Annotated in this window: 21 protein-coding genes; 7 read left to right on the top strand and 14 right to left on the bottom strand. The window is 64.7% G+C overall.

The features are described from left to right. Window positions 1–273: 273 nt before the first annotated feature. The 6 genes from B047_RS15920 to B047_RS0100235 form a co-directional block, all read right to left on the bottom strand. Window positions 274–1482, bottom strand: coding sequence for an MFS transporter (locus B047_RS15920; RefSeq protein ID WP_018464955.1), 1209 nt, complete (start codon window positions 1480–1482; stop codon window positions 274–276). Further along, window positions 1482–2000 (bottom strand): PadR family transcriptional regulator, encoded by a 519-nt coding sequence (locus tag B047_RS15915; RefSeq protein WP_040778716.1) that lies wholly within the window; start codon window positions 1998–2000, stop codon window positions 1482–1484. Before B047_RS15915 ends, B047_RS15920 begins: the two co-directional genes overlap by 1 nt. Before the next feature lie 315 nt (window positions 2001–2315). Next, a complete protein-coding gene (locus B047_RS0100250) occupies window positions 2316–3035 on the bottom strand; it encodes an ImmA/IrrE family metallo-endopeptidase (RefSeq protein ID WP_018464953.1) in 720 nt (239 codons plus the stop codon). Between the two features lie 17 nt (window positions 3036–3052). Beyond that, complete coding sequence (locus tag B047_RS17095) at window positions 3053–3562, bottom strand: DUF1697 domain-containing protein (protein ID WP_018464952.1); 510 nt, start codon at window positions 3560–3562, stop codon at window positions 3053–3055. Between the two features lie 3 nt (window positions 3563–3565). Continuing rightward, the gene (locus B047_RS0100240) at window positions 3566–4036 is read right to left on the bottom strand and encodes a GyrI-like domain-containing protein (RefSeq protein WP_018464951.1); all 471 of its coding nucleotides are present in this window, start codon (window positions 4034–4036) and stop codon (window positions 3566–3568) included. 98 nt (window positions 4037–4134) lie between these two features. Next, window positions 4135–4527, bottom strand: a complete 393-nt coding sequence (locus B047_RS0100235) for a helix-turn-helix domain-containing protein (RefSeq protein ID WP_018464950.1) — start codon at window positions 4525–4527, stop codon at window positions 4135–4137. 112 nt (window positions 4528–4639) lie between these two features. Here B047_RS0100235 and B047_RS0100230 point away from each other — a divergent pair, with 112 nt between their 5' ends. The 5 genes from B047_RS0100230 (at window position 4640) to B047_RS0100215 (ending at window position 6209) form a co-directional block, all read left to right on the top strand. After that, window positions 4640–4939 (top strand): hypothetical protein, encoded by a 300-nt coding sequence (locus B047_RS0100230; RefSeq protein ID WP_018464949.1) that lies wholly within the window; start codon window positions 4640–4642, stop codon window positions 4937–4939. 99 nt (window positions 4940–5038) lie between these two features. Further along, complete coding sequence (locus B047_RS15905) at window positions 5039–5305, top strand: hypothetical protein (RefSeq protein WP_018464948.1); 267 nt, start codon at window positions 5039–5041, stop codon at window positions 5303–5305. Next, window positions 5302–5499 (top strand): hypothetical protein, encoded by a 198-nt coding sequence (locus B047_RS17775; RefSeq protein ID WP_157205765.1) that lies wholly within the window; start codon window positions 5302–5304, stop codon window positions 5497–5499. The genes B047_RS15905 and B047_RS17775 overlap by 4 nt, the downstream gene beginning before the upstream one ends. Next, window positions 5475–5822 carry an Lrp/AsnC ligand binding domain-containing protein gene (locus tag B047_RS0100220; protein WP_018464947.1) on the top strand — a complete coding sequence of 116 codons (348 nt, stop codon included), beginning with the start codon at window positions 5475–5477 and terminating at the stop codon, window positions 5820–5822. Before B047_RS17775 ends, B047_RS0100220 begins: the two co-directional genes overlap by 25 nt. Window positions 5823–5882: 60 nt before the next feature. Continuing rightward, the gene (locus B047_RS0100215; protein WP_018464946.1) at window positions 5883–6209 is read left to right on the top strand and encodes a hypothetical protein; all 327 of its coding nucleotides are present in this window, start codon (window positions 5883–5885) and stop codon (window positions 6207–6209) included. 83 nt (window positions 6210–6292) lie between these two features. On the opposite strand, the gene B047_RS0100210 is transcribed toward B047_RS0100215, so the two are convergent. Genes B047_RS0100210 through B047_RS0100195 form a run of 4 tightly spaced genes read right to left on the bottom strand, consistent with a single transcriptional unit; the run spans window position 6293 to window position 8459 of the window. Next, window positions 6293–6796, bottom strand: coding sequence for a type 1 glutamine amidotransferase domain-containing protein (locus B047_RS0100210; protein WP_018464945.1), 504 nt, complete (start codon window positions 6794–6796; stop codon window positions 6293–6295). After that, window positions 6793–7398 (bottom strand): NUDIX hydrolase, encoded by a 606-nt coding sequence (locus B047_RS0100205; RefSeq protein WP_026234435.1) that lies wholly within the window; start codon window positions 7396–7398, stop codon window positions 6793–6795. Before B047_RS0100205 ends, B047_RS0100210 begins: the two co-directional genes overlap by 4 nt. Then, window positions 7371–7967: a MazG family protein gene (locus B047_RS0100200; protein ID WP_018464943.1), complete on the bottom strand. Its 597-nt coding sequence runs from the start codon at window positions 7965–7967 to the stop codon at window positions 7371–7373. Before B047_RS0100200 ends, B047_RS0100205 begins: the two co-directional genes overlap by 28 nt. Before the next feature lie 24 nt (window positions 7968–7991). Beyond that, the gene (locus B047_RS0100195) at window positions 7992–8459 is read right to left on the bottom strand and encodes a hypothetical protein (RefSeq protein WP_018464942.1); all 468 of its coding nucleotides are present in this window, start codon (window positions 8457–8459) and stop codon (window positions 7992–7994) included. A 119-nt stretch (window positions 8460–8578) separates the two neighbouring features. Here B047_RS0100195 and B047_RS0100190 point away from each other — a divergent pair, with 119 nt between their 5' ends. After that, window positions 8579–9193: an SCO family protein gene (locus tag B047_RS0100190; RefSeq protein ID WP_018464941.1), complete on the top strand. Its 615-nt coding sequence runs from the start codon at window positions 8579–8581 to the stop codon at window positions 9191–9193. Between the two features lie 51 nt (window positions 9194–9244). Here B047_RS0100190 and speA read toward each other — a convergent pair whose 3' ends face one another. Continuing rightward, window positions 9245–11134: a biosynthetic arginine decarboxylase gene (speA, locus tag B047_RS0100185; RefSeq protein WP_018464940.1), complete on the bottom strand. Its 1890-nt coding sequence runs from the start codon at window positions 11132–11134 to the stop codon at window positions 9245–9247. A 183-nt stretch (window positions 11135–11317) separates the two neighbouring features. Between speA and B047_RS18240 the strand changes: the two genes are divergently transcribed. Then, window positions 11318–11698: a hypothetical protein gene (locus B047_RS18240; protein ID WP_245533661.1), complete on the top strand. Its 381-nt coding sequence runs from the start codon at window positions 11318–11320 to the stop codon at window positions 11696–11698. On the opposite strand, the gene B047_RS0100180 is transcribed toward B047_RS18240, so the two are convergent. From B047_RS0100180 to B047_RS15890, 3 genes are all read right to left on the bottom strand, one after another. Further along, window positions 11622–12569 (bottom strand): fibronectin type III domain-containing protein, encoded by a 948-nt coding sequence (locus B047_RS0100180; protein WP_018464939.1) that lies wholly within the window; start codon window positions 12567–12569, stop codon window positions 11622–11624. The genes B047_RS18240 and B047_RS0100180 overlap by 77 nt on opposite strands. Before the next feature lie 11 nt (window positions 12570–12580). After that, window positions 12581–13243, bottom strand: coding sequence for a hypothetical protein (locus B047_RS17090; protein ID WP_018464938.1), 663 nt, complete (start codon window positions 13241–13243; stop codon window positions 12581–12583). Between the two features lie 112 nt (window positions 13244–13355). Continuing rightward, complete coding sequence (locus B047_RS15890; protein WP_018464937.1) at window positions 13356–15863, bottom strand: S8 family serine peptidase; 2508 nt, start codon at window positions 15861–15863, stop codon at window positions 13356–13358. Between the last annotated feature and the right edge of the window lie 47 nt (window positions 15864–15910).

The raw sequence follows: 15910 nt of genomic DNA, 5'->3' as shown, positions 1-15910 counted from the left end.
CGGCCTGGGCTGAGGATGACAAAGCGTTCGGCCTTCGGTTTGATACCAGATTCGGTCAGTTCCCGAATGGGGACGCCGCCCTGCCAAGGCGGGGTGTGCTCTAGGATTCAAAAAGATAGCCTCTGGGTTTTGGTTTTGAAGAGTGTCTTTTTGAATCCGGTATCAATCGTCACAGCAGCAGGACGATAAGCAGGGCAGCTGCCAGAGTTCTGCATCGCTCCGACCCTGGGAAAAGGCCGGAGAAGGAGCCAAAGAAGCCTGGAGGGGAAGCCATCACCCCTGTGGTCTTCGATCTAGCTGATGCCCAACGCGCCCCACCTCCTGGCGCCCGAGGAAAAGCCCAATTCCCACCAACATAAGGAGGGCCGAAAAGAGGTAGGGATACTGCGGGTGAAGGCTGTATAACCCCGTTCCAACCAGCGGGCCCATCATCCGCCCCAGGGCCTGCACCGAGCTGGCCAGCCCGGCCACCACCCCCTGCTCATCGTCGGAGACGGCCAGCGATTGCGCCGCTGTTATCCCCGGCCCGGCAAAGGCCCCACCCGCACCCAGCAGCACCAGCGATCCTGTGAGCAGCCAGAATGTTTTGGCCACCACTAAGCCCAGGTACCCCAAGAGCGCCAGGGGCAGCCCTATCGCCAACAACGTGCGTGGTGGCCACTTCACCGCCCGTACCACGAATCCCTGAATAAAAACTGCGATCAGACCAAATGCCACCAGAGCAATGCCGACAGCCTGTGCGGTGCGCTCAGGGCTCAGTCCCAGGCGATCTTGGTAATAAAAAGACACCGTTTGCTCCATGGCCACCGAGGACAGGTTAACAATGAGCCCCAGCAGCAAGATGGGCCAAATGCGTGGGTCGGTAAAGCTCAACCGGGGTGGGGTGGCCGGGCGCTCTTCCCGCCTGCGGGACTCCGGCAGAGCGATGTGCACAAAGAGGGCGTTAAGCAGGGCCAGGGTAGCCGAGAAAATCACTGGAATCAGCAATCCCAGGCCGGCCAGGGCCGCCCCGATGGCCGGACCAAAGATGATCCCCAGGCCGAATGCCGCCCCCAGCAAGGCGAAGTTCTGGGTGCGCTGCTCTCTCGAGGTGATGTCGGCCAAGTAGGCCTGGGCTGTGGGCAGGGTCGCCGAGGAAAAAGCCCCGCCCAACAGGCGGCTGAGCAGCATCAAAGCAAAGAGTGGGATTCCGCTCAATACCCCTTCGAACCCCAGCCAACCGAACAGGGCAAAGAGAAAAAACCCCGCTGCAAACCCCAAAATGCCCCGTAGCAGGATCGGCTTGCGGCCCAGCACCTCGCTGCGGCGGCCCCAGTAGGGGGACAGTAGGAACTGCATCAGGGCGTAGCCGGTGGAAAACAGGCCGGTCTGAACTTCGCTGAAGTGTAATTCCCGGGCCAGTGGCCCAATGATGGGAAACAGGATCGAGAGGCCGAGAATGCTGTTGAACAGGGTCAGGAAGAGCAAGGGCAGGGGGTTCATCAAACTCCTTTCTCGAGTTCTTGCAACACACCCAACAGGTAGCGGTGCTCGGCTTCCATCCGGGCCAGAACCAGCCCCAAAGCATATCCCCCGCGTTCGTGGCCGTGGGTGGGGGCCGCCTGACGCAGGAGGGTGAGTTTTCCCTCCAGCTCCTCCAGTTGTTGCCGCAAGCAGCGGGCTGCCTGGGAGGGCTCGAGGGCCTCCAAAAACATCAATCCCGCCGCCCCAGGGCTATACCCAGCCTGGTAGCTGGAGAGCTGAAGTTGCAATAGGCGCAAGAACTCCTGCTCGCCCGCTGGTGTGACCGAGTACACCCGGCGTTCTGGCCGCTCCCCTTGACGCTCGCGCTGCTCCTGCACCAATCCCTCGCGCAGCAGTTGGCGCAGGAGGTGGTAGGCCGTGGGCCGTTTGAAATCAGCCAGGTAGCTTAGATCACGGTCTACGATCTCCCCCAGTTGGTAGCCGTGCATCCGTCGGAGGCGTAACAACCCCAGCAAGAGCAGCCGCCGTTGATCCATAGGCATTACAGTGCAGCTAAATCTCTAAATAGTCAAGTTTTTAGTATTAATGTTTTAGAGAAAAGAGGGGTGTGGGTGGATAGGGGGGAAGTCCCGATTAAAGATCCCAAAAAAGCAACGAAGCCATTACAGTGGCAAAAAGAAGCAGCACACCCTAAAGGGGCTCATCTCATACCGGATTCAAAAAGATAATCACCCAAAGCAAAGACCTTCAGAGGCTATCTTTTTGAATCCTAGAGCACNCCCCTCGCTGACGGTCGGCCGCCCCGCCAAGGCGGGGTGGCGTCCCCATTCGGGAACTGACCGAATCTGGTATCAGTTGTGCAGTTCCCGGAACACCGCGTACACCCGCCCCCCCTTAGGGTAGGCCTCGAGGCCATAGGGGGTGGGGTGCCCCGGCAGGGTGGCCTTGCCGCGGTAGGGCAGACCGGTCTCGAGCGCCACCGCCAGCGGGTGGTCGCGGTGGACGGCCGTCCCCCGGCTCACCCGGTCGAAGACGCGCTCGTGCTTGGCGCTGAAGAACACCCGCAGGGGCTTAGCCCCCGCCATCAGCACCAGCGAGGGGGTGGGGCCGCGCTCGGCCAGGGCGATGATCACCACCTCCTCCGAGACCTGGTGCCCCTCGGCGAGCTCGGGGATCAGGCGCGGACTCTGGCCCTTGCGGGCGATGGCGGCCTCCACCACCTCCCCGGGCAGCAGCATCTCGGCGGCGCCCAGGTTGCACAGCGCCTCGAGCTGCGCCTCGAGCTGCCCTCCCTCGAACTCCTCGTGCAGGTCGGAGAGGATGTCGGCGTCGCGGCGGATGAGGTGGTGCATGACCTCGTGGGCCAGGGTGAAGCGCTGGCGCTTGGGGGGGGAGTCCTCGTCGATGACGATGCGCTGCTGCTCCTCGATAAAGGCCCCGAACTTGCCCTCGGGTAGCTTGGCGTACGAGAGCGAGACCTCGATGCCCTGCACCAGCCGCTCGGCAGTCAGCGGAGCGTGGGCCTGGCGGTACTCCCGGGCCATGCGGATGATCCTCGAGCGCAGGTCCATAGGCAGCCCATTATCCCCTACGGGAGCCCGTACATCTCCTGCACCACGTTCCAGAAGCGCGTAGTAGCCCGCACCTTGAGCCTGGACTCGATGAAGGCGTTGGGCAAGACGTTGCGCACGTTCTTGTCCAGCCGCGAGAAAACCTCTCCTGGCCACGCCAGGACCACCTCGAGCTCCCTGTGCGGGGGCAGCGCCGCCGGCGCGGGCTCGCGCAGGAAGGTGATGAAGCGGCGGTGCGTGCCGCCGTCGGCCCCGAAGGGGTCGAGGCCGACGAGCTCGCGCAGGTGTTCCTCGGTCCGTACCATCACCGCCACGTCGCGGCAGCCTAAGGCGGGCATGAGCGCCTCGACCCGCCGGGCGACGGCCTCAGGGTCGGCCTCACCGCTCTGGAGCCAGACGTTACCGGTCTGAAGGTAGGTCCGGACGGCCTCGAACCCCTCCGCCCTCAGCAGTGCCCGCAGGTCCTCCATGCGGAAGCTGTTGAATTTGCCCGCGTTGACCGCACGCAAAAAGGTCGCGTAGCGCATGGCTCAGCGCACTCCCACGAAGATCGAGACCCGCTCGAGGTCCTCGTGAACCTCGTAGTCGTAGGCGTAAGCCCGCGCCGGGGCCCCCGGGCGGGCGAAGTACTCCCGGACCTCGGCCCAGGCCCGGGGAACGGCCTGCGCGGGCGAGCCCTCGGCGGTGAACATCAGGTAGCGCCCGCCCCGCACGTGCAGCCCGCTCAGGCCCGGGGGCGCGTCGTCGAGGCTGGGCACCTGGTAGCCCACCAGCACGGAGTACTCGCCCGCGGGGTCGGTGGCGTAGTCGAAGTAGACCGCGAAGGGCTTGCCCTTGGCCCGCAGCTTGGGGATCCGGTCCTCCAGCCCCTCCGTGTGGAAGCGCCGCCACAGGCCGGGGATGCGGGCGGTGGCGGGGTCGGCCTCGAGGGCGTCGGAGGTGCGGGCGCTGTAGCCCAGCACGTAGAAGTCCGACTCGGTGGTGGGGTATGGACGCTGCATGGCCCTATTCTCACTCGCCCCGGGGCGTTTGCGCCCTCCTGCGGCGCAGACCCCAAAATGCCAAACCCGAAGTTCGCCCTTGATAACGCCGGGTTGTGCTAGCCCTCGAGCACACGCTTGAGGTGCAGGAAGATCTCGTACCAGTCGCGCTTGGACTCCGGGCGCTTGCCGCGCAGCTCGATGCGCGCGAGGGTCTGCTGCCACTCGGGGGTGATCTCCTTGCCCAATGCGGGGTCGGCCAGCAGCTCGGCCAGACCTTTGGGTAAGGAGGCCTCGGTACGCTCGCCGTAGAAGTCCACGGGGGCCAGCAGGTCGTTGACGCTCACGCCATAGGAGCTCGCCAGGGTTTGCAGGGTATCGAGGCTGGGGTTGGTACGACCGCGCTCGAGGTCCGAGAGGTAAGGCACCGACAGGCCGCTCTTTTCCGATAAGTCCTTCAGGCGCCAGCCCTGCTGGTTACGTAGTTCACGCAGGCGTTCGGCTAGTGTCATATCAAGGTCACGGTAGCACAACTCCTCTTTACGGTCAAGCCGTAATGGGCGGCTTCAGGATATTGCACTAGCATACCTAGTTATGTTATATTCATAACCGGAGGCCACAGCTATGACTGCAAATGAAACCGTCTGGCGCTCGCTGGGGCAAGGCAAGGCCCACCCAAGCGATGTGCTCAACACCCTCATCGAGATCGACAATCGGCGTGGTCTGGTGGGACTGTGGGCCCTAGAAAGCGATCTACGCAAAGCGCTGCCCCGGCTGCGCCCCCAAGCCCAGGCCCTCGCCCAGGCCTGGCTCGAGGCCCTCTGCCTCTACCGGGCTAGCTACTACCCCGAGGGCCGGCTTTCCAAGCTCTTCAACCGCTTCCTCCAGAAGGAATCCCAGGCCGCACTGGCTCGAGCCAGCTAGGCAGCGCCTCCTGCCGCTCGAAACTGCCCCGCCGTGGACGAAGCTCGAGCGGCTTTTCAACGCGCCCTTATTCTGTTAACGACATAAGAGAGGCCCACTATGACGCAGACCACCGTCCAGGACAACCCCTCCCCCAGACCCTCCCCGCGCTTCTCGGCCTACGTCTTCGTCTCCTGCTACCAGCCCAGGCGGGTGCGCGAAGCCCTGCGGCAGCTCCCCGGCGTGACCAAGGCCGACGTACTGATGGGCAGCGGCGAGGTGGCCCTGGTCATCGAGGAGCACAGCTTCGCCTCGCTCCAGGTGCGCCTCAGCGAGGTGCAGGCCACACCCGGGGTCAAGCGGCTATCGGTCAAGCTCGCGGCGTGAGGAGGCGCATGTACGCCTGGGCCAAGGACAACGGCCTCGAGGCCGACGAATTCAAGCTCGACATCGGCTACACCGCCGACGCATCCGGGTCAAGCCCTGACGGCCCGCTCGAGAACCCCGATTCGCCCCCAACGCGGGGCCCCATTCCCCAAAACGCAGGAGGAGCGCTATGTGGAACAACCCAATCAGCATAGAGCTGGCATGGCTTCACTTCAAAGAGCGCACGCACAAGCTGCGCGAGGAGGCCAGGATCGAGAGAGCACTGCGCCAACGACACTCCGGCGGATCACGGCGGACCAGGGTGCTGGCTTACGTGTTCATCCGGGCCAAGCGTCCTTGCGAGGTGATCGAGCGGGTGCGGCGGATCAAGGGCGTGCTCAGGGCCGATACCCTGCAGGGCTCGGACGAGGCCATCGCGGTGGTGGAAGGGCGCGACCTGGAGGGGCTCGAGGCCCTGGTGGGCCGCATCAGGAATCTTCCCGGCGTCGTCGTGGCCAGGAGCAAACGGACGGCCTGAAGCGTAGAATAGAGCCACACCCCCCTCGCGCAGCACGCGTCGCTTTGGAGGAGGTCGCTCATGAGGTGGACCCTCGCACTCCTGGCCCTGGCCCCCCTGGCTTGCAACCAGCCCACTCCTGGAAGTCAGCACACCCCACCGGGGGCGATCGATCCCAGCAAACAGGGCTGTAACCGGGGGGCCTTGTGGGTGGAGTTCCGCCTCGAGCAGGGCACCTACCGCGTCACCCAGAGCGCACCCGGCCTCGAGCCCATCCTCTACGAGACCATGCCCGACGTGGTGGGCTACGGCACCCGCGTCGAGACCCCCCAGGCCGAATTCCGCTTCGAGCGCCTCGAGGACGGCCAGACCTGGAGCGCATCGGTGCCCTCTAACCCCTGCCTTTGAGGGTCGGGGTTGGGCTGAAAACCCGATAACCAACTTACGTTGGGGTGTTCATTCCCCCGCTGACAAAGTCACCCTGGAGACGCCTAATCAAAGCGCGCCAGGAAAGCCTGCATGAACGCGGGTAGGTCGTCGGCGTGCTGGGCGGTGACCAGGTGGCCCTCCACCACTACCCGCTCGTCGAGGTAGATGGCTCCGGCGTTCTCGAGGTCCTCGCGAATCGAGCTGAAGCCCGTGAGCCTGCGCCCCTCGACCACCCCCGCGCTGATGAGCGCCCAGCCCGCATGACAAATGACCCCCAGCGGCTTTTTCTGGGCATCAACCTCGGCGATGAGCCGGGTCATGGCCTTGTGGCGGCGCATGCGGTCGGGGGCGAAACCACCGGGCACGATCAGCCCCGCCAAGTCGCCGGCCCTGACCGCTTCAGCCGCGACCTTGGCCTCGAAGGTGAAGGGGGTCTTGCCGTGGAAGCTCCCCGGCCTGGGGCCGATCACCAGCGGGCTGAACCCGGCCTCCTGCACCCGGTAGTAGGGATAGATCACTTCGCGCTCGTCGAAGTAATCCTCCAGCAAAATCCCAATCGTGTTCACAGCCGCACCTCCTTGATGCGCTCCAAAAAGTCGTGGACGATGTTGCCGGTCACGCCCCAGATGTCGTAGCCCCGCCAGGGGTAGTGCCAGACCAGGCGCTTAAAGCCGCCCCCCGGCTGCACCCGCCCCACGTCCTCGGGGTCTAGGGGCGGCTGGTTGAGGCGGGTCACCACCCGCTCCTCGGCATAGGCGGGGGCTTCGATGAGTTCCTGGATGGGTACCCACAGCAGCTCGCTCACCTCCTCGGGGTTGGGGGTGAGGCGGGGTTCGCGGCTGACGTAGCCCAGCAGGGGAAATACCCGGTAGCCAAAGGGCGAGAGCGTGGGGTTGAGCTGGCCCAGGATCTCGACCGTCTCGGGCTCGAGGCCCACCTCTTCCCAGGCCTCGCGCAAAGCGGCCTGTTCGGCGGTCTCTCCGTCATCGAAGCGGCCACCGGGAAAGCTGACCTGGGCGGCGTGGTGCGGCAGGTGGGCGCTGCGCACGGTGAAAAGCAGCTGCCCCTCCCACACCGGCAGCAGCACCGCGGCATCCACGAAGCCCTTGGGCAGGAGCAGGGGTTGGGGCGGCTTACTGACTAGGGCTTTGAGCAATTCTGATCGCATTTCTCCCGAAGCAGGATTTCCGGATTCACCTTCTCCCGGCGACACAGGGCCACCATCCGCCATAGTGCCTCGGCGAGGTCGCCTTCTTCGAGGGCCGAGATCACATCGCGGGGGCTAGCCGGGGGGACCCCCAGCTTCTTCTGGATCTCGGCGGCCCGCGCCAGTGCTCCCAGGCTGCGCGGCACCTCGTCGCACACCGAGGCCCTGCCCTTGCCCTCCGCCGCCTTAATCATCCGCCAGTTGGCGCTGACTTCCTCGGGGGTATCGGCTTTTACGCTGCCGAAGACGTGGGGGTGGCGGCGGATGAGCTTGTCCACGATGTGCCCCTCAACCTGAGGGTAGCTGAAGGTGCCCTCTTGCTCGGCGATCACGCTGTGGAAAGCTACCTGCAAGAGCACATCACCCAGCTCCTCGGCCAGCTCCTGGGGGTCGCCCTTGCTCATGGCGTCTACCGCCTCGGCGGCCTCCTCGAGCATGTAGGGGCGCAGGCTCAGGTGGGTCTGTTCCTTGTCCCAGGGGCAGCCGTCGGGAGCCCGCAGGCGGCGCATCACCTCCAACAACCTCTCCATACCCTCCAAGCTACCCCAAGGCGCTCAGGAGGATTGGGGGCTGGCGACCGAGGCCCGCCACATCAGCCCCAGTGCGCCCAGCGTGGCCCCCACCATCAGCAGGCCCAGCAGGTCCAAGCCGGCCCGCTCCCCCCACTGCCAGCCCAGGGGCCCGGGGGTAGGCAGGCCCGTCAGGCGCGTGAGCAAGAAGGCCAGCAACAGCGGCAGGGCCAGGTAAACCCCCACCCGCGCCAGCGTCCGCTGAGAAGCGGGGGTGGGCTCGAGCAACCTCGACAACAACAGCACCCCACCGTAGGCCAGTTGCTCGGCCAGCAACAGCATGAACAAAAGCGCGTACCAGAACCCCGCAGGCTGCTGATCCAGCGGTAAATCCCGTCCCTCGACCAGCGACCCGCACAACCCCCCACCCAGGAAAGTCTGGCCAAAACCCAGCAGTTGCAGGAAAAAGGGCAGCATCAGCAATGCCGCCGCCCAGGTAAGCCGCTTCGTCACACTGCCAGTTTAGGGCAAAAGCGGGCTGTCCTCTGTAGCCTTGCGATTGGGTGGCCGGGAGCCAAGGGCCTCCGGCGTGACATTCATCCTCATGAATGCGCCTTATCTTGGTGAGTGCTATGACCCGACGCATCGCCGGACTCGCGCTGTTTATCGGCCTACCCATCCTGCTGGCCGTGCTCACTTATACCCGGCTCAACCGCTACCAGCCCTACGGCACCCCCCTGCTCACCCCGCGCCCCGCCGCCGAATTCACGCTCGCCAGCGCTGGCAACCCCAGCTACAAGCTCTCCGACCTGCGGGGTAAGGCGGTGTTCATCTTCTTCGGCTTCCTCAACTGTCCCGACGTATGCCCCACCACCCTGCAAGACCTCAAGCGGGTCTACGCCAGACTCACCCCTGAAGAGCAAGCCAGGGTGCAGGTGCTGTTCATCAGCGTGGACCCCGAGCGCGACACGCCCGAAGCCCTAGGCAGATACGTGCAGTTCTTCGATCCCCACTTCGTCGGCTTAAGCGGCACCCCCGAAGCCACCGCCCAAGTCGCCAAGGACTACGGCGTCTTCTACCAGAAGTCGCAGATCAAGTCGGCTCAGGTGTACAGCGTCGATCACACCGCCAGCGTTTTCCTGATCGACCCCCAGGGTCAGCTGCGCTTGATCTACGGTCAGGGCAAGCTGCAACAGGATCCCGACAGGGTGGTACAAGACGTGCGCTGGCTGCTCAAGGGGAGCTAAGCCTCCAGCTCCACCCGCCGGCGACCCAACAGATCGCCCGCTGCGAAAAGGCTAGTCCTCGAGGTAGGTGTACCCCACCAGCTCGCGGGCGTACTGCTCCATGAAGGCGCCCTTTTCCGCCGGGGTGAGCCGGGAAGAGCGCACCAATTTCTCCACCGCCTCGGCCAGCTCGCCCTCCTCGTAGCCCATCTTCTCGATCACCCGCCGGGCCTTCTCGCCCACCACGAAGCGCTCGATCTCGTAGCCGTCGGCATCCACCCGCACGTGGGCCTCGCCGATGCGACCAAAGAGGTTGTGGTTCATGCCTAGCACGTCCTGATAGGCCCCGGTGAGGAATACCCCCAGGTAGTAGGGCTCACCCGGACGGATCTCGTGGACGGGTAGGGTGTTGCGCACGTCGTGCAGGTCGATGAAGCGGTCGAACTTGCCGTCGGAGTCGCAGGTGATGTCCACCAGCGTGGCCTCTCGGGTGGGGCGCTCGTCGAGGCGTGAGAGAGGGACGATGGGGAAAAGCTGCTTGATGGCCCAGGAATCCGGCAGGCTCTGGAAGAGCGAGAAGTTGCACACCAGCTTGTCGGCCAGCATTTTTTGCAAGTCCTCGAGCTCGTCGGCGGGGTAGTCGAGCTCGAGGGCGAACTTGAGGGTCTTGCGGGCGATCTGGTAGAAGAGGCTTTCGGCCAGGGCGCGGTCGCGCAAGGAGATCAGACCCAGGTCGTAGAGGTTCTGCAGGGTGTCCTTGTTGGAGAAGGCGTCGTGGTAGACCTCGCGGTAGTTCTTGGCCGAGATACTCCTCGCCAGGTCGAACATGTCCTTGACGACGGGGTGGACGTCCTCGGGCTCTTCGACCTTATCCTCGCCGGGAGGCTTGATGGTGTCGACGACCTCGAGCACCAGCACGCTGTGGTAGGCGGTGATGGCCCGCCCGCTCTCGGTGACCAGGGTGGGGTGGGGTTCGCCGTGGCCGTCGCAGATTTCCTTGGTGACGTAGACCAGGTCCTCGGCGTACTCGGAGAGGGAGTAGTTGGCCGAGGCGTAGAAGGCGGTCTTGGAGCCGTCGTAGTCCACCGCCAGCCCGCCACCGAGGTTGAGGTAGCGCACCGGGGCGCCCAGCTTGCGCAGTTGCACGTAGGTCTGGGCGATCTCGCGCACGGCCTGCTTGATGCGACGGATGTCGGTGACCTGCGAGCCGATGTGCGAGTGCAGCATGCTGATGGTACCCAGCATCCCGGCCTCGGCCAGCAGGTCCACGGTTTTCATGATCTCGGGGGTGGTCAGGCCAAACTTGGCCGCCTCGCCGCCCGATTCCTCCCACTGCCCGCTGCCCTTGGTCTTGAGCTTGTAGCGGATGCCGATGGCAGGCTCGACGCCCAGCTCCCTGGCGATGCGCATCACCCGGCCCAGCTCGGCGAACTTCTCCAGGGTGATGACGACGTTCTTGCCCAGCTTCTTGCCCATCAGGGCCAGCCGGATGAAGTCGTCGTCTTTGAAGCCGTTGCAGGCGATGAGCGCGTCCTTGTGCAAATCCTGGGCCAGGATCAGCGCGAGCTCGGCCTTGGAGCCGGCCTCGAGGCCGTGGAGGTAGGGCTTCCCGGCTTGGGCGATGGTCTCGACCACCATGCGCCGCTGATTGACCTTGACCGGGAAGAGGCCCTGGTAGTTGCCGCGGTAGCCGTACTTATGGATGGCCCGGCGGAAGGCCTCGTTGAGTTCGACCACGCGGGCCTCGAGGATCTGGGGAAAGCGCAACATCACCGGCAGAGGGCGGCCTTCGTCGCGCAGATCGGTGACGATCTCGTACAGCGACGCACTCGGTCCGCCGTTGCCCTCCGGGGTAACCTCGAGGTGCCCGTCCTCGCCCACACGAAAAAACCCGGCGGCCCAATGGGGCACCAGGTAGGTTTCTTCAGCATCTTTGGCGGTGTAGCGCTTGAGTTTCTCCAACGGTGCTCTTAGCCTCCTGCGCTGGCTCGTGGGCACGGCTTGGCACCGCTCCGCGTCCTAGCACAAAAAGAAGTGTAAAGCCAAGCCCCCTCAGATGCTAGGGCGCCCGCACCAGCCACATCTGGGTGGCGGTGTTCTCGGCACTGTCGCTGAGCCTGAGGCGGCCCGGAGCATGGGCCCGCGGTGTGGCTCGAGCGCTTCACCCAGGCCGGGATTCCGGTGACGCCGGTAAACAACCTGGCCCAGGCCCGGGGGATGATTCAGCAGGTCGAACCCCCCACCCTGGGCTCCATTCCCCTAATCGGCTCGCCGCTGGCCCAGACCCCGGCCCATCCGCCGCTGCTGGGCGAACGCACCGGGGCCGTGCTGAGCGAGGTGCTGGGCTATACGCCGGAGCAAATTCGGGAGTCGGTGGCGACGGGGGTGGGGTTTGAGCAGAGCCAGGGGGCCTCGGATACTGGGGGCTTGAGCACAGCCCGCGAGCGCCTTACGGAACGATATCGAACTCCACACTGGTGCTGGCTTGCACCCCCATCTCCGAAGTGGGCAGCACCGGCCCGCTAAAGCTAGCCTTGCCGTCGTTGACGGCGTACAAATAGAGGAAGGCTTTTCCGGTGGTGGGAACCACCACCTGATCGGCTGGGATGGTGTGGCTGCGGTCGGCGCCAGGGATATTGGTCACGACATAGTTCAGCGGTCCATTACCCAGGAGTTGCAGATAAAAGCGGTCGGGGTCGGAACCGGTGTAGTTCCAGGTGACGGTGAGGGGCTGGCCGGCGGGGATGGAGGCACTAGCGGTTGGGAAGGTGAGGGTGGGCGCTTCGGGAATGGCCGCCGCCCCGGTGATGGTGCCCTCCGGCACGGTGATGCTCAGGTTGAGCACGGTGCCTGCGGTAGCGCCGGGGATGCTGGGCGCACGGTAGGAACCCGGTGGATTTTGATAGGCGAGGGTTGTACCGTTTATGCTCACGGTGGCTGCGCTGAAATTCACACCCGTATCGGTAGAGAGGTACAGGTTGGGGTTGCTGGCCCCCAACCAGTAGCCCCGTACCCGGTACTTGGTGGAAGCTCCCGCAGGGGTTTCCACCTCGGCCGAGGTGGCCCACTCGCCCTGGAGGGTGGCGTTCACCGCCCGGATGCGGTAGGTGTAGCGGGTGCTGGGCAGGAGGCCGGTGTCGGTGTACCTCTGCCCAGGAGGGCCGCCCACCTCGTGGGGAACGCTGACCAGGGGGGCGAAGCTGCCGCTGCCCACCTTGCGCTCAATCTGGTAATCGGTAGCGCCCTCCACCTTGCGCCAGGACAGCCCGATGGAGGTGCTCGAGCCCACCGTGGCAACAAAATCGGCAGGTTTGCCTAAAGTGGGTGGGGGTGGATTGTTGGGACAAGCGGTCAGGAGGCCCAGGATCGGAAGGTAAAGCCACAGGTGCGGTTTCATGGGCATTCCTCCTACTTGCGGCAGTCCAGCCGTACCCGGAAGCTGGGGTCGGCCACGCTGTAGCGAACCGGGAGGGTGGTCAGCATCTTCTTGGGCTCGAGCAGCAACAGCAGCTTGGTGGGCGTGCGGTCGGTCTCCTTGGAGTAGAACACCGCCTCCTGCACCATGCCGGTCCCCTGGGCAAAGGGCTTATCGCGCATCTGGACGTAGCCCGACTCGATGGTGTTGCCGTTGTCCAGGGCCAAGAGCAGGCCCTGCCAGCCGGTACCAGCCAGGGCCACACCGTTGACGTTGGTGCCGTTGCGCAGCTCCACCTTGGCCTTCCAGCCCTCCCGCCCTCCGGGGGGCAAGGGCTCTACGGCGAGCACCCGGAAACGCCAGATGCCGTTGAAGAGCCACTCGTTCAGGCAACCCTCCAAGGCCGCCACCTGGTTGGCCCCGCCCTGGGCCTGCGGAGCACCGGGCAGGGTGAGGCTCAGGGTGGTGCCCGAAAGGCTGGCCCGTACCCCGGCGGCCTTGAGCGCCTCGAGCGAAACGTAGGTCTTGCCCCCCACCACCACCGCCTGCCCCTCGGCGGCCTTGCCGTTGATGATGAGGCGGTAGGTTCGTTGCACCGCCTGGGCCAGTACCAGGGCACATAGGGCAATTCCAAGCACAACCAAGAGTTTCTTCATACGACCCCCTTTCGCAGGTACCTTGAGTGTGCGAGATGATGGCTCGAGGTTGAGTCACCTGCTGAAGTGATGGAAGGCTTTTAGGGCCCTCCATCACATTCCAAACCTCGATTTAGCAAACGGTTCTGACCCGCACCAGCCGCGTCCGGGTGGCGGTGTTCCCGGCGCTGTCGGTGACCCTAAGGGTGATGAGGTGATCCACGGTGCCAAAGTGGGGCTCAGCACAGGTAGTGTAGAGCCGAACATTCGTGACCGTGGTACCCATGCCCAGGGTCTGGTCGCCCGTGGAGGGCCCACCGGGCTGGACGTCGGCGCGGTTGGTGGTCCAGACGAGGGAAGCACCGCTGAGTGTACCGTCTTCGGGGTCAGAGGCGGTGCCCTGCAGGGTGAGCTGGTAGTAATAACCGTTGGCGTCGAAAGTCGAGGGGGTCACGTCGAGGTCGGTGGCGGGGCTGGTGATGGTGGCGGTGGGCGGGTTGTTGGTACAGGTTTGCACGTTGATATTCAGCGTATCTGTGTCCGAGAGGGTGTGGGGGGCCGGGGCGTCGTCGGTGGCCTGGACGCTTACGGTGTAGCTGCCGGGGGTGGTAAAGGTGCGGCTGGCCGAGAGGCCGCTTCCAAAACTGGTGCTACCGACGCGCCAGACAACGTTGCTGCTGGGGAAGGGGTGCGCGCCAAAGTTGTTGGGGTCGCTCACGGTGGCCCGGAAATCAATGGGGGTGTTGGTGCAAAGCGTACTGCCGCTTATGGGTTCTACGATCTGCACATTGGGCGGGTCGTTGCGGACGGTGATGTTCACGCTGGCGCTGGCGCTTTGGCCGCCGGAGCTGGCCGTGGCGGTGATGCGGTGGTTGCCGAGGCGTAGACTTTCCACACTCGTCCGGTTGCCACTGCCCAAGCTGCCCTCCAGGTTGCTGCTCCAGTTCACGCTGGGGGTGCCGGGGGTGTCGGGGTCGTAAGTGTAGGCCTCCAGCAGAACGGGGAAGCGCCAGGAGCGCACGAAGCCCTCGGTAGGGCTATCGATACGCACAAAGGGAGGCACGTTGCCCAAGGCCCGGCTCACCGCGCCATAGGCGTTAACCCGCCGCTGGTGCCCGCCTTCGCCATGAACGCCGCCATTGTGGGCGGTTTCGTACAAAATCAGCTCAACCTGCTGGGGGAGCAGCCCAGGGTTCGCCGCCCAGATGAGCGCCGCCACCCCAGCCACAAACGGCGTAGCAAAGCTGGTGCCGTTGATGCGGCGCACTTCTTCGCTATCGGGGTCTGGGCCGCCCCAGAGGGTGTAGGGGCCATAGATGTCCACGGAGAAAAAATCCCGGTCGCTGCCAAAGTTAGAGCCTCCAGCCCTGGCTGTGCTATCCCAAGCCATCCCGCCCACGCAGATCATCCCGAGTAGCTCGCAGGGTACCCAGAGATCCTCCTCCCAGCAGATACCCAAGAAGCAGTCCTCGGCATCCACATTGCGCCCATCGTTCCCGGCGGCGGCAAAGAGGATGGGGCGGAGCGGGCTAGTTTCAATAGCAAGCAGTAGAGGTGTGAGGGTGGCGTCCAAAAGCGCCCCCGGCACGGCGGGTATGGCGCCGGCGCCGCTCATATTGATGATGCGGGGACGTTCCACCACCGCGCCCGCCAAGGTGGTCACCACAAAGCGTAAGAACTCGAAAAAGTCCCCAGGCACCTGGATGGCCATCAGTTCCGCCACCGGTCCGGCCGGCCCGGCAACACCCCGGCGGTTGTCGGGCAGACCCATGGCGGCCTGGGCCACCTGGGTTCCGTGCCAGGGGCAGGGGCGCCCACCGCAGTCAAAGGGGTTGCGGACGCCCCAGCCTGCGCCGCCGTAAATGCTGCGGCCGGCCGGATAGTCGACGTGGTCGCGGGCAAACCCCCCATCAACGATGGCGATCTTTACCCGGTTAGAGAGCCGCCCGCCCGCCTGTAGCAGCCGCCAGGCCTCGCCTACGCCGATGTCCTGCGCACTGCCCCGGTTCATGTAGGGCCAGTTAAAAGCGTTTTGGTCGTATTGTGCGCGCTCGGAAACGGGAACCGTATCGGAGCTGGCTTCGAAGCTTGTGCTCTCTGCGATGCCCTGCGGCATCAGAACAAAGTTCAGCGAGACCTTGAGGTTCTGGCTCACCCCTTCACGGGCAGCAGTGGCCAGCAGGTTGAGCCCCTCCTGGCTGGAGAACTCGAGGTCGCTGCGGGCTCCGGGCACCAGGGCTCGCAAGTCCTGGGCAAGCTGGGCCTCGACCGCGGGGCTGGCGTTAACCTGCACCAGGTGCAGCTTAGGGGCGCCCTCGAGGGCAATCGTCCGCAGAATTCGCCCCCCGTAGCGGGCCGCTAAGGCCTCCACCTTTGCCGTGTCGTCGCTGCTGACCATCAGTTCGTTGAGTACAAACTCGCTCTGGATACCGCTTTTGCCGCGCATAGCCCCCACCGGTCGCGGGGCTCCTCCATCGGGGTCGGGAATGGTGGCCACCCGTGGAGCAAGGGACGGCTCGATGCGGAAGGTGGATATGGGAAGTTGGCCGGGGTTGGTACTACGTCCGCAGGCCGCCAACAAGAGCAGCGAGATGGCCAGAAAGGCAGCCTGGACGCGTAAACGGACAAGTTTGCTTTTCACGGTTTTCCTCCTCGATTCTTCGGGTTTTCCCAAAGCTGTCCCAAAGG

The organism is Calidithermus timidus DSM 17022, from assembly GCF_000373205.1.
Lineage (GTDB): Bacteria > Deinococcota > Deinococci > Deinococcales > Thermaceae > Calidithermus > Calidithermus timidus.
Note: the sequence above shows the minus strand (reverse complement) of the source record. Positions and strands in the feature narration are given on the sequence as shown.